At 52.7% G+C, this 13,956-nt stretch carries 10 protein-coding genes and 1 other annotated feature; all 10 genes read right to left on the reverse strand.

Annotation, left to right across the window (positions count from 1 at the left end; all coding sequences use genetic code 11):
* Positions 1 to 12: 12 nt before the first annotated feature.
* Positions 13 to 2,673: a valine--tRNA ligase gene (locus tag ACSR9A_RS29020; protein WP_473761804.1), complete on the reverse strand. Its 2,661-nt coding sequence runs from the start codon at positions 2,671 to 2,673 to the stop codon at positions 13 to 15.
* A gap of 75 nt (positions 2,674 to 2,748) precedes the next feature.
* Positions 2,749 to 2,981: a binding site (T-box leader), on the reverse strand.
* 314 nt (positions 2,982 to 3,295) lie between these two features.
* Positions 3,296 to 4,780 (reverse strand): LysM peptidoglycan-binding domain-containing protein, encoded by a 1,485-nt coding sequence (locus ACSR9A_RS29025; protein WP_473761805.1) that lies wholly within the window; start codon positions 4,778 to 4,780, stop codon positions 3,296 to 3,298.
* A gap of 117 nt (positions 4,781 to 4,897) precedes the next feature.
* Entirely contained in the window at positions 4,898 to 5,866 is a 969-nt protein-coding gene (locus ACSR9A_RS29030) for an RluA family pseudouridine synthase (protein WP_473762372.1), read from the reverse strand.
* 60 nt (positions 5,867 to 5,926) lie between these two features.
* Positions 5,927 to 7,228 carry a glutamate-1-semialdehyde 2,1-aminomutase gene (hemL, locus tag ACSR9A_RS29035; protein WP_473761808.1) on the reverse strand — a complete coding sequence of 434 codons (1,302 nt, stop codon included), beginning with the start codon at positions 7,226 to 7,228 and terminating at the stop codon, positions 5,927 to 5,929.
* A 3-nt stretch (positions 7,229 to 7,231) separates the two neighbouring features.
* Entirely contained in the window at positions 7,232 to 8,230 is a 999-nt protein-coding gene (gene hemB, locus ACSR9A_RS29040; protein WP_473761811.1) for a porphobilinogen synthase, read from the reverse strand.
* Between the two features lie 117 nt (positions 8,231 to 8,347).
* Positions 8,348 to 9,898 carry a uroporphyrinogen-III C-methyltransferase gene (gene cobA / locus ACSR9A_RS29045; protein ID WP_473761812.1) on the reverse strand — a complete coding sequence of 517 codons (1,551 nt, stop codon included), beginning with the start codon at positions 9,896 to 9,898 and terminating at the stop codon, positions 8,348 to 8,350.
* A gap of 2 nt (positions 9,899 to 9,900) precedes the next feature.
* A complete protein-coding gene (hemC, locus tag ACSR9A_RS29050; protein WP_473761814.1) occupies positions 9,901 to 10,872 on the reverse strand; it encodes a hydroxymethylbilane synthase in 972 nt (323 codons plus the stop codon).
* The gene (locus ACSR9A_RS29055) at positions 10,873 to 11,517 is read right to left on the reverse strand and encodes a precorrin-2 dehydrogenase/sirohydrochlorin ferrochelatase family protein (RefSeq protein WP_473761816.1); all 645 of its coding nucleotides are present in this window, start codon (positions 11,515 to 11,517) and stop codon (positions 10,873 to 10,875) included. It lies immediately after the preceding gene.
* A 16-nt stretch (positions 11,518 to 11,533) separates the two neighbouring features.
* Entirely contained in the window at positions 11,534 to 12,346 is an 813-nt protein-coding gene (ccsA, locus tag ACSR9A_RS29060) for a cytochrome c biogenesis protein CcsA (RefSeq protein WP_473761818.1), read from the reverse strand.
* A 46-nt stretch (positions 12,347 to 12,392) separates the two neighbouring features.
* The gene (hemA, locus tag ACSR9A_RS29065; RefSeq protein ID WP_473761820.1) at positions 12,393 to 13,775 is read right to left on the reverse strand and encodes a glutamyl-tRNA reductase; all 1,383 of its coding nucleotides are present in this window, start codon (positions 13,773 to 13,775) and stop codon (positions 12,393 to 12,395) included.
* Positions 13,776 to 13,956 lie beyond the last annotated feature (181 nt).

The following is a 13,956-nucleotide window of genomic DNA, read 5'->3' on the forward strand; positions in this document are numbered from 1 at the left end:
CTTCCCGGTGTCTTATCCGCGCAAATCCGCGATTCTAGCTTGAACCTTATCGCGTTTGTCCGCATAATCCTTCATTTTGGAGCGTTCCTCTTCGATGACCTTCGCAGGCGCCTTCGCTACAAAGCCCTCATTGCCCAGCTTCTTCTCAATGCGGGTTACTTCGCCGTTCAGCGTCGCAAGCTCCTTCTCAAGTCGGGCGATTTCCTGCGAAATATCAATCAGCCCTGCAAGCGGGAAGTACAGCTCCGCGCCCGTTACAATACCGCTCATCGCCTTATCCGGAGCCAATAAATCAAGACCAGTCTCAAGCTTCGAGGTTCCGCAGAACCGGCGGACAAACTCTTCATTGCGAGTCAGAATTACCGCTTCGGCTTCGCTCGTTGGCTTAATCAATAGCTCGATTTTTTTGCTCATCGGTACGTTTACTTCCGCGCGGACATTACGCACTGAACGGATGATATCCATCAGCAGCTCCATTTCCTTCACTGCTTCCGGCGCTTCAAGCGCAGTATCGTACTGTGGCCATGCGGCAAGCGTAATCGTCTCGCCTTCATGCGGCAGATGCTGCCAAATTTCCTCACTAATGTAAGGCATAAACGGATGAATCAGGCGCTGCGTGCGGTCAAGCACATATGCGAGTACCGACTTTGTCGCTTGTTTCGCTTCTTCATCGTTGCCATAGAGGTTAAGCTTGGCAAACTCGATATACCAGTCGCAAAGGTCATCCCAGATGAAATTGTACAGCTGGCGTCCAGTCTCCCCAAACTCGTAGCTGTCCATCAAACGGGTTACTTCGCGAACCGTTTCATTCAGGCGGTGCAAAATCCAGCGATCCGCCGTACCCAGCTTGCCGCTTATATCAATGTCGCTCGCTGCGAAACCTTCCAGATTCATCAGCGCAAAACGCGACGCATTCCAAATTTTATTCGCAAAGTTGCGTGCCTGCTCGACCTTCTCAAAGCGGAAGCGCAAATCCTGCCCCGGTGTGCTGCCTGTCGAAAGCATATAGCGCATCGCATCGGCGCCGTACTGTTCAATGACTTCGAGCGGATTGATGCCATTGCCAAGCGACTTGGACATTTTGTTGCCGTTCGCATCGCGTACGAGACCGTGAATCAGCACGTCCTTGAACGGCTTTTGCTCCGTAAACTCCAGCGCGGTAAAAATCATCCGGGATACCCAGAAGAAAATAATATCGTAGCCCGTCACCAAAACATTCGTTGGGTAGAAGCGTTTTAAGTCCTCGGTCTGCTCCGGCCAGCCAAGCGTCGAGAACGGCCACAGACCCGAGCTGAACCATGTATCCAAAACATCCTCATCCTGGCGCAGCTCCGTGCCACCACAAGACGAACAGCTCGTTACTTCTTTATGGTCTACATGCATTTCACCGCAGGCGTCGCAATACCAGGCCGGAATACGATGGCCCCACCACAGCTGACGGGAAATACACCAGTCGTGTACATTTTCAATCCAGTGCAAATAAATTTTCTCAAAACGATCCGGAACGAATGTTACACCATCGCTGGATTTTTGCGCTTTAATCGCCTGTTCAGCCAGCGGCTTCATATCAACGAACCATTGCGTCGACAAATACGGCTCAACTACCGCGCCGCTGCGCTCACTGTGGCCCACCTGATGCACGTGATCCTCGATTTGAACGCACACACCCTGCTCCTGTAAATCCTTCACGAGCTGCTTGCGGCATTCGAAACGATCCAGTCCCGCATAAGGGCCGGCTTCCGCATTCATCTTGCCGGACTCGTCCATAACGATAATTTGCGGCAGATCATGACGAAGGCCTACCTCGAAGTCATTCGGATCATGAGCTGGCGTAATTTTCACAGCCCCGGAGCCAAATTCCTTGTCTACGTATTCGTCTCCAATAATCGGAATTTCGCGTCCAATGACCGGCAATACGATCATTTGACCAATCAGGTGCTGGTAACGCTCATCTTCAGGATGAACAGCAACCGCGCTATCGCCCAGCATCGTTTCCGGACGCGTTGTCGCAACCGTAATATGCCCTGAGCCATCCTTCAGCGGATATTGCAAATGGTATAAGTGACCGTTCAGCTCTTTATGCTCAACCTCAATATCAGACAAAGCGGTTCTCGCAGCCGGGTCCCAGTTGATGATTTTTTTGCCGCGGTAAATGAGGCCCTTCTTGTATAGCTGTACAAATACCTCGCGAACAGCCTTAGACAGCCCCTCGTCAAGCGTGAAGCGTTCGCGCGAATAATCGAGCGACAGCCCCATTTTTGCCCATTGGCCGCGAATCGTCCCCGCGTATTGCTCCTTCCAATCCCATACCTGCTCCAAAAAAGCCTCGCGTCCGAGATCGTAGCGGGATTGTCCTTGCTCGCGCAGCTTCTGCTCCACTTTCGTCTGTGTTGCAATGCCTGCATGGTCCGTTCCCGGCAGCCACAGAGCATCAAAGCCCTGCATCCGCTTAAAGCGAATGAGAATATCCTGCAAGGTGAAATCGAGCGCATGCCCAATGTGCAAAACTCCCGTTACATTCGGCGGGGGAATAACGATCGTATAGGTCTCGGCCTCTGGGCGCTTGCCCGCTTCAAAAAATTTTCCATCCATCCAGAAGTCATACCACTTCAGTTCAGCGGCTTTCGGGTCGTAGGTCGTCGGCATCGCCGGCGTCGTTTGATTTTCAGACATAAGCTCCATCCTCCACATATCGCATAATGGCATCCATACATAATTTTGAATACAAAAAAACCTTCCGCCCTTATAGCAAAGGACGAAAGGTTAGCTTCCGTGGTACCACCTTTGTTCCGTGCGTCTTGCTGCTGCACGGCACTCAAACAGATAACGGCTGTGGCCGGCTTGAATTAACGAATAGCAATTCGTTTGATTCAAGCAACTCCAGGGCGACTTGTACGAGTAAAATCCTGCGGAACTCTCAGCACTAACGGCTCCGCTCTCTGAAGGCTTGGCTGCGTACTCTTCCCCTTCAACGTCGTTCGTTGACTTTAAGACATATTTATCTAATGATACACTCTTTGTGAGAAAAAGTCAAACCACAGGGCTCGTACAAATCATTATATGTCATGCTGTATGCCAAGGTGAAACGGCTCTAGCCGTCCTTTGGCGGCGCGGCGCGTTTCAGTCCGAGAAATATTAGAGAAGGGATGGAGAAATCAGATCCTTTCCTATATTTCAAGCGTAAACGGCTGCCATCGTCCTCTGGCGGCAAAGCTGCCGTTTCGAGGGTGGAATATAAAAAGAGCTTTGACCGCTATTTCGCTGATCAAAGCTCCTTCTGTCAAACTTCCTGCCGCTACGGAATATAAAGCAGCTGTCCTTCCTCCACCGCCGACTCATTCAAGCCGTTGTACAGCAAAATCTCCCGCGGGTTCAAGCTGTAGCGCACCGCAATTGAATCAAGTGTCTCGTCGCGCTGCACGATGCATACCCGGATTTTACGGAATTCCCGCTCATCGGATTGCTTCAAAAACAAATTGCGCCACTCGATTTCATCGCCTGCGGGCTGCTGCGCCTTCGTCTGCTCCAGCGCATACTCCGCCGCCTCCTGCTCCGCAGCTTGCCGCGCCAATTGCTCGCGCTTGCTCGTTTGCAGCAGCGTCACAAGCCCCACGCCTGATGCAGGAGATGCCGCTGCTTCCGGCGCCTTGCTGCCAAATGCTATTCGCATCTCCTGCTTCTCTGGCTCTGCTTGCGGCTCCGCACTTGCTTCCTCCGCCTCCTGCCACTGACTTAAACGCTCCAGCTCGCTATCCTGCCACGGAGATGCATCGTAGCTGCTCTGCTCTGCTTCCGCCGGGATGTAAGGCTCCTCTGATTGTTGCGGTTGTCCCCCCGGGCTCCAGCCAAAGTCCTCCGCTTGCTGATAGGCAGAAGCTCCCTGCTGCCTCTCCTGCGCGATGCCATGACCCAGACCAGTTACGGCTGGCTGCTGCGCATAAGCAGGCGGCGAATTAAAATTTGCGTTAAAGCTCGGCTGCGACCCGGAATGCTCCTGCTCCTGAAACCACTCGGCTGCCGACCAGCCTGCATCACGCGGCGAAGGCGAAATCGTAACCCCAGCCTCCGGCCCTTCTGCTTCCTCGCGTTCGTCAGCCTCTTCATACGCCCGCTCATTATAAGCATTATAAGCTTCAATCTCGGAATCAGACTCGTCGAACGCTTGAGCCCCATTAAACGCCTGAGCTTCTTCCTGCTCACCTCTTAAGGGCAGTTGCCCTTCCTGTCCAGCAAAATAAGGCTCAGCTTGCGCTCCCAAAGCAACCTGGGCAGCCTCAGCAGCCTCGTGAGCCGCAAAGGGTTCGCCACCACTCCGCCGAAGCTCCTCTTCGAACGAAGCCTGACTCGTATCTATACGATCATGGATGACGGTGAATGGCTCCTCGCGCCACGCTTCCTCCGGCTCCTGCTGCGGCTCCACGAGAATGCCGCGAAGCGACAGCACCCCGGTAATGTTAAGCGTTCGCGATGATAGCAAATCGACGTCGAAATTATCAATTTCTACCGTCACATCGTCGAGCCGTGAAATCCGGTTCAACGGCATTGTAATTTCGACGGGGATGAAATGCTCCAGTGCCTGAAGCGGAGCGGCTTCATTCGTACTGCGATATACTCCGCTTAGCAGCAGCTGGCCTTTCAATACTGCGTGCTCCCCCTGCTCAACAACCTGAATGCGAGGCACAAGCTCAATTTCTTCCAGCTCATCGATATCGGCAACTTCATCCGACAGATGCACGCGTTCATACACGTCAAAGCGCAAGCCTTTCGTTTGATCCGTCACGCTCAAGTCCTCCCTCCCTATACTGACCCATTTAGACAATGCTTGGGCTAAAAATGCTACTCTCACTAATTATCTATATGGGCTAAGGGGGGAGAGCATGACTATCTTTTGCAGCAGCTACAATTTAGCTCGCAATTCAGCAAGCCAATCGGGCTCCTGGGCTGCAACTTCCACAGGCAAATCCGTCCACGGATGGGCAAAAAGAAGTCGCTCGCCATGCAGCGCCTGCGTCTTCAGCAGCTGCACAGAGCCCCCATAAAGCGCATCGCCAAGCAGCGGGTGGCCCAAGTGGCTCATATGGACGCGAATTTGATGCGTTCGTCCCGTCTCCAGCTGCAAACGGACAAGCGTAGCCGCTGCATAGTTTTCGGCCGCTTCATAGTGGGTTACTGCGGAATCACCGCCCGGCGCAACACGTCTTCTGGAGCGATGATGGCGATCCTTGCCAATCGGAGCATCAACGGTGCCCGCGGCCGGGCGCAGCCGCCCTTGAACAAACGCAATATAGCGGCGGTCGATCGCCTTGCGGCGCATCGCTTCGTCCAGCTTCCACTGGGCGAAATCATTTTTGGAATAAAGCACGGGACCCGATGTATCATCATCGAGACGGTGGATATGGCGGACAGGCAGCGGATCTCCCTGCAGCAGCATATGGCGCGCCGCCGCTTCATCCAGCGTTCCCGCCTGATTGGCGCCTGTGCCATGCACAGCCACTCCTGCCTCCTTATAAAGCACGAGGCAAAAGTCATCCTCGAAAAGAACAACAGGACGGGCACTGCCTTGCGACAGCTTCGCTTGACGATACAATGGATCGCTAAGCAGATCGGCCGCGGGAAACGCGAGCAACCGAATATGCTGCCCATCAAAACGGATGCCGCCGATGGAGAACAGCCGATTAATCCATTTTTCTGGAAAAAGAGAACGGGCCAGCAGCCACTGCCGCACTTGATGCGGATGACTGCCGGCCTCTAATGTTCCGGTGCGTTCTCCAGGTTGCCCGTCGTTATTTGGTGCAGACCATGAGCCTTCTGACAGCTCCTGCCAATCCAGCTCAAGCCACTCCCCCGCCCGCTTATAGTGAAGCATTGGCATGGAATGAAACCTCCTATTTTCGAATGCAATCGCCTAGATGGCTGCTTGCTAGAACTACAATCTGCTCAAAGCAGCCGCGTTGGCAGCAATCGTTGCATCAATATCTTCATCGGTATGGACAGCCGATACGAACATGCCTTCAAACTGCGAGGGAGCGACACTCACGCCAAGCTCCAGCATAGCGGCAAAATACACCTTGAAGCGCTCTAAATCTGCTGTTTTGGCTGTATCGTAATTGATGACATGCGTTTCGGTGAAAAACGGGCATACCATAGAGCCGACACGATTGATCGTCGAAGCAATGCCAGCCGCCTTCGCATTCGCTTCAAAGCCGCGCTGTAACCGGACCGCTTGGCGCTCCAGCAGCTCATATGTCTCCGGCGTCAGCAGCTTCAGCGTCGTATAACCAGCAGCCATCGCCAGTGGATTGCCTGACAACGTGCCCGCCTGATAAATCGGACCACTCGGCGCCATAAGCTCCATCAGATCGCGTCTGCCGCCATAAGCGCCGACCGGCAATCCGCCCCCGATCACCTTGCCAAAGCATGTGATATCTGGCTTAATGCCATACAAACCTTGCGCACTGCTGTAATGAACGCGGAAACCGGTCATTACTTCATCAAAAATAAGCAGGCTGCCGTATTGCTCCGTTATATCGCGCAGGCCTTGCAGAAATCCCGGAAGCGGCGGGACTACGCCCATGTTGCCGGCAATCGGCTCGACGATGACGCAGGCAATTTCCTCGCCATATTTTTCAAATACGAGCTTCATCGACTCGATATCATTGTAAGGCGCGGTAATCGTCTGCGAGGCAATGCTTTCTGGAACGCCAGGACTATCGGGCAAGCCAAGCGTCGCCACACCGGAACCCGCTTTAATGAGCAAGCTGTCGGCATGACCGTGATAAGAGCCTTCAAATTTGACGATTTTGCTGCGCTTCGTAAACCCGCGTGCGAGACGCAAAGCGCTCATCGTCGCTTCTGTGCCGGAGTTGACCATCCGGACCACATCAACCGAAGGCACGCGCTCGCACACCAGCTCCGCCATAAGCGTCTCCAGTTCTGTTGGCGCCCCAAAGCTGGTGCCTTTTTCTGCGGTACGCTTGATCGCTTCTACGACTTCAGGATGCGCATGGCCCATAATGAGCGGTCCCCATGAAGCGACATAATCGATATAGCTGTTGCCGTCGATATCAAATACGCGGCTGCCTTGGCCCCGCTCCATATAAACCGGGTTCAATCCTACGGATTTAAAAGCGCGAACCGGACTGTTCACACCGCCAGGAATGACTTGCTTAGCCCGTGCGAATGCCTCGCGTGAGCGTGTATCACTTCTGCCTGTAGATGAATGATTCATCGACTATTCAGCCCCTTTCAACCAACGTGCCGCATCCTTCGCATGGTACGTAATCAAAATGTCCGCACCCGCGCGCTTCATTCCGGTCAGCGTCTCCAATACGACGGCGCGCTCGTCAATCCAGCCATTTGCCGCTGCCGCTTTTACCATCGCATATTCGCCGCTCACATTGTACGCCGCCACCGGCAGGTCAAAATGCTCCTTCAGCAGGCGAATAACGTCCATATACGCAAGCGCTGGCTTAACCATCAGCATATCCGCGCCTTCAATGACGTCGGACTCCGCTTCCCGCAGCGCCTCGCGCGCATTGGCAGGGTCCATCTGATACGTCTTGCGGTCGCCGAATTGCGGTGTTGAATGCGCCGCTTCACGGAACGGGCCATAAAAAGCAGAAGCATATTTGACCGAGTAAGACAAAATCGGAATATGTGTAAAGCCCGCTTCGTCTAAACCTTCGCGAATAGCGCCCACGAAGCCGTCCATCATATTGGATGGAGCGATCATATCCGCGCCTGCCTCAGCTTGGGAAACTGCTGTACGAACGAGCTGTGTCAGCGAAGCATCATTATCAACCTCTGCGTTGCCTGTACGCTCATGCACATGGATTAGGCCACAATGACCGTGATCTGTAAATTGGCATAAGCAAGTATCTGCTACAACGAGCAGCTCAGGCGCCCAGCCCTTTACAGCACGGATTGCCTCTTGCACAATACCATCAGGAGCAAATGCGGAAGTGCCTTCGCTATCTTTGTCAGCAGGAACGCCAAACAGCATGACGGATGGAATACCCAGAGCCGCAACTTCCCTGATTTCCTCTTCCAAGCGGTCTAATGAAAAATGATAAACGCCCGGCATCGATGTGATTTCTTCCTTCACGTTCGTGCCCACCGTTACAAATATAGGATAAATAAAATCATTAGCAGAAAGCGCCGTTTCCCTCACCATGCTGCGAAGAGCGGCGGATTGCCGCAATCTCCGATGTCTTACGACAGGAAATGCCATCTTCCATTCCTCCTCCAACTGTTTTGTGAGGCTTGTGTCGCGCCAATTACGGCTAGCATTTGCCTCATTTGTTAGTTACACCAAGTATTTGCCCATCTATATTTTTAAAATAATGCCTTATGCCCGTTCCGCGCTGCGGTACTTAATCATTGCATCGATTAGCGAAGGTATCGTCGCCTGCTCGGCCTCAGCGGCTACACGCAAGCCCGCTTCTTTCATGGTAGCCGATGTCAGCGGTCCAATGCTGATCGCCGGAATGTCCAAAATCGCCTGCACAGGATCGCTAATGCCGCTGCGGCGCAGCTTCTCCAGCAGGTTCGTCACCGTCGAAGAGCTGGTGAACGTAATCATGTGAATCTGCTTCTCGTCGATCCATTCCAGCACCTGATCATCCTGCGTATCGGCAAGCACGGTTTCGTATACGTCAATTTCCGTTGGCAGCAGTCCCATGGCTGCCAATTCGCGCGGCAGCACCTCGCGCGCCAAATCACCTCGCGGCAGCAGTACCCGCTCGCCAGCTTGCAGCTCTCCTGCAAGCTGCTCCAGCAGCCCTTCAGCCTGAAACTTTGCCGGCAGCAGCTCGACAGTCAGCCCGCGATTTTCCAGCGCTTCGGCTGTCCTCGGGCCAACGGCGGCAATTCTCGCCTTATGGAAGCGCCGGATATCGATGCCGAACCGCCTCAGCCAACGATAGAAATAGTCCACGCCATTTACGCTCGTGAACATCAGCCAGCCATATTGCTCCGCTTCCGAAAGCGCAGCACGCAGTGTAGCGACCGCTGTGGCCTCCTGAGGCTCGCGGATATCAATGACAGGATATTCGCACGGTTCGCCTCCCAGCTCATCTACAAGGTCAGCCAGCTCGCTTGCCTGTGCTCTCGCTCTCGTCACCATCACGCGCGTGCCAAACAGTGGCTTGCTTTCGTACCACTGCAATTGCTCGCGCTGCAGCACGACATCGCCAACGACAATGACAGCCGGCGGCTGAAAATGAGCCTCCCGCACAATTTGCTCGATCGTAGCAAGCGTGCCGACAACCGTCTGCTGCTCGACTCTCGTTCCCCAGCGCACCAGCGCAACTGGCGTCGTGCCAGGCTTGCCATGTTTCATGAGCTGATCGGCAATATAGCCAATCTTGGCTACGCCCATCAGGAAAATAAGCGTTCCTGTAGCATTCGTTACCTTGTCCCAATATATCGAGCGATCCAGCTTATCAGGGCTTTCATGTCCCGTTATGATCGAGAGCGAGGACGCAAAATCGCGATGCGTCACCGGAATGCCAGCGTAGGCAGGGACAGCAATCGCAGAAGTAATGCCCGGCACGATTTCAAAGCTTATGCCGTTTTCCTTAAGCAGTCCCGCTTCCTCGCCTACGCGGCCAAAAATCGTCGGATCGCCGCCCTTAAGCCGCGTCACTACCTTGCCTTGCAAAGCAAGGTCCACAAGCAGCTGGTTAATTTCCTCCTGCTTCATCGTGTGGCGATCGGGAAGCTTGCCTACGTATACTTTCTCGGCGCCCGGCTTCATATGCGCAAGTAGCCTTGGGCTTGCCAAGCGGTCGTAGACGACAACATCGCTTTTCTTCAGATATTCCAAGCCGCGAAGCGTAATCAGCTTGGCGTCACCCGGACCCGCGCCAACCAAATAAACGATACCTTTCCCCATCATGGCTATCCCCCGATTTCCGCTAATATGCGGTCCGCTCCTCTTGCTATGAGCGCTGCGGCCACTTCCTTGCCCAGCACCTCTGGATCGCTGCCTGTCTTGATTTCCTTCAGCAGCACTTCCCCATCCGCTGACCCTACAATTCCCGTTAGCGCAAGCTCAGCGCCTTCCAGCGTACCGTCTGCACCTTTACGCACAACCGCATGCGCCCCAATCGGAATTTGGCAGCCGCCATTAAGCGCGCCAAGAAAGCTCCGCTCGGCCCGAACTGCATAAGCGGTTTCGGCGTCATTAAATAAATCAAGCAGCTCGCGAATCTGCCCGTCATTCCCTCGGCATTCAATACCAAGCGCGCCTTGCCCAACAGCTGGCACCGATACATCCTCCTGTAAAAAGGCAGATATGCGGTTTTCCCAGCCCATTCTGCTGAGACCGGCGGCTGCAAGCACGATCGCATCGAACCCTTCCGTTTCCAGCTTGCGAATACGGGAATCAATGTTGCCTCTAATGGATTCTACAACTAGGTCAGGGCGCAGGTTTTTGAGCTGGGATGAGCGGCGCAGGCTGCTTGTTCCAACTTTTGCGCCTTGCGGCAAAGCAGCGAGACTGTCCCCCTGCTTCATAATGAGGCAATCGCGCGGATCAACGCGCTTCGGAATCGCCCCGTTCACTAACCCCTCAGGCAGCTCATATGGCATGTCCTTCATGCTGTGGACCGCCATATCGATTTCGCCATCCAGCAGCGCTTGCTCGATTTCCTTTACGAACAATCCTTTTCCGCCAACCTTCGATAAAGTCACATCGAGAATTTGATCACCTTTTGTGACGATTTTTCGAATTTCAAACGAATAGTCGAAGCCATGCTGCTCACTGATTCGTTTAAGCTCGTCAATCACTTGTCCCGTTTGCGTAAGCGCGAGTGCGCTTTGGCGGGTTCCGACGATAATGGTGCGCTTTTCCTTATTGTTTGCTGCCATTTATGTATTCCTCCTGTCAGTTGCTGCGATGAGCCGCTCAATCCAGGCGTCTATATCGCCGTCTTCCTCTCCATGGTTTGGCGCTTCTTGCGCCGCTAGCTTCAGCAATTCGCGTCGCAGCCTGTGGTCGCCAATTGTGAGCTTCACCCGCTCACGAAGCTCCTTCAGCCTAGCTGTACTGCCTATATATTCCGAACCATACTGCTGCGCCAGCTCCTCCCGAATACGCGAGGATAACGCCGGGCTCGCTCCTGATGCAGACACGGCAACGACCAACTCGCCGCGCCTCACAACCGACGGATTAATAAAAGTTCCTGCCCCGGCCTCATCTGCACGATTAACCCAGATGCCTGCTTGCTCGCCATCCAGCGCAATTTGGCGATTCAGTTCCGCCTGATCCGTAGCGGCAAAAAGAAGCCGCGCCGCCTTCGCATCCTCGCTCGCATAAGCTCTCGCTTTCGCCTCGATATGACCGGCACGCGCAAGCTCCTCTAGCTGCGGGGTAAAAACAAGCGCAATAACCGTCACCTGATCGGCTCCCGCCTCAAGCAGCCCCAGCACCTTGCGCTCGGCAATCGGGCCGCCACCAACAACGATGCAGTGGCTTCCTTGAAGCTTTAGCATTACCGGATAGTAGCCGTTCATAAACATCACCTAACTTCTAATGAAAATTAGATACGTAGCTTGCCAGCAAATTGAGAACTAGAAAGCTGAACGCCACAATATGCAGCTTCGCAAGCTGCGTACTCGTGCGATTAAGCAACGACCGGTTTACTACAAAAATAATATATACAATCAGAGCGAGGAAGGAAGTGATCACTTTCCAATCCAGCAGCAGCATCGAACGTCCTTCAATAAGCAGCAGTGTCACTGCAAGAGACAGCGACAAAGCAAGCAGTGGAACACCGATAATGACAGCGCGATCAGAATATCTTTCAATTTTATCAAGGCTTGGCAGCCTTCTCACATATTTGGACCAGCGTTTCTCCCTCAGCTCCCGATGCAGAAAAATGTACATCCCGGCGAAAATAACGCCTATGGTCAATGACACGTATGAAACGAGCACAAGGCTAATATGCACAATCAGCAGCTCTCTTGCTGTTGTAGAAATCGCAAACATCGCCTCATTGCCTGGCTTGCTGTAAAGATTAAGGGCCAGCACGGAAAAACCAACGACGTTTACAAGAAACACAATAAACTCTATTTTGAAAAAACGGCTGATTACAAGCGATATAGAGACCAAGAGCCAGCAAAACCCCAGCCAATATTCAAAGGTTGATATCGTCGCCACTTCAAAGTGCGACACGATTCGCGAAATCAAAAATAACGTCTGTAAAATCCATACAAAAATAAGTAGCCCTGTACCCATCCGTTTCGCTCTCCGGCTTGCGTCCATAAAATCGGAGAAATAAAACAGAAGGCTCAGGGCGTATACATAAAGTATCGCGTCATACAACCAGTTTAGCGTTGCCATAAATGCCTCCACATCGCCGCCCTATGCGTCTGTCAAGAGCGTGCTTCTACCGAAGGGCAGAAGCCAATGCTGCCGTAGCTGCAGGTGATTGCACATTTTTCATTTTTGCTGCAGCCGCCTCGGCAGCTTCCGCTTTAAGCTCAGCTTGCTGCGACTTGTCCAATTGCTCTTCCAATGCAAAAAGCTTTACAAACATGTCCATCGCCTCGTCAGCACGTCTTTCTCCGGCCATTTCCTTGATCCGCAAAATAGGGTCCTGCATCATTTGATTGACAATGCTCTTCGTCAGCTTTCTAATTACTTTAAGCTCATGCTCGTCCAGATCCGGGAGCTTGTTCGTCAAGCTGTTGAACGTCTCCTCATGAATCTCTGCTGCTTTCGTCTGCAGCGCCCGAATAAGCGGCACGACACCAAGCGTTTTGTACCATTGCTCAAACAGATCCATTTCCTGAGCGATCATCGTTTCGATTTTGGCGGCTTCCTTGCGGCGCTGTTCCAAGTTACTTTCCACAATGCCCTCCAAATCGTCAATGTCATATAAAAAGACGTTGTCCACCGCAGCAATCGTTGGATCAAGATCCCTTGGAACGGCGATATCAATCATAAATAGCGGCTTTGATCTCCGGCGCTGCATGGCGCTTGCGACTACCTGACGCGTAAGCACGAAGTTATCAGCACCCGTCGAGCTAATCACGATATCAGCTTCATGCAGCCTATTCGTCGCTTCATCCATAGAGCAAGCTATTCCGTTAAACTTGTCCGCCAACTGAACGGCACGCTCATACGTCCGGTTCACAACGATAACTCTATCAGCACCATTCGCGTATAGATGCTTCGCGGTTAGCTCGCCCGTCTCGCCAGCCCCAATCAGCATGACCGTCTTCTTGGAAAATTGACCGAATATTCGCTTGCCCAGCTCAACAGCAGCATAGCTGACCGATACGGCAGATTCGCCAATCGTCGTCTCCGAATGCGCCCGCTTCGCCATCGTAATCGCCTGCTTAAACAACGTATTGAAAAGCGTTCCCGTCGCTTTCTGCTGCTGGGCTAGTGCAAAAGCATCCTTCACTTGTCCGAGAATTTGCGTCTCGCCAATAATCATTGAATCCAGACCGCTCGTTACGTGGAAAAGATGCTCGATTGCCTTCTCATCCTCGTACATATATAAATGATTCGTAAATTCTTTCCTCGGCAGGTTAAACCACTGCTCCATAAAGCTGCGAATATGATGCCCGCATAATTGATGCCTGTCCACCACCGCATACAATTCTGTCCGATTGCAGGTCGCCACAATGACACATTCCAAAATGCTGTCTGTATTCATAAGCTGTTTGACAGCTTCCGGCAGCTCTTTTTCCGAAAACGCAAAACGTTCTCTTACTTCTACTGGAGCTGTACGGTAGTTAAGACCTACTGTAATGATGTGCATGTGTGTCACCTGCCTCCCTTATCAAATTGCCGCGTTCTTTCTTTCTACGCCATTATAGCACAGTTCGACATTCATACTTCCTTCATTTATGAATAAAGTTTGAACCACAAATCCATTATTCCCTAATCATACAAAGAAATAACCATGGAAGCTTCCATGGTTATTTCTGTATCATACATGT

The organism is Paenibacillus sp. R-74696, from assembly GCF_055814915.1.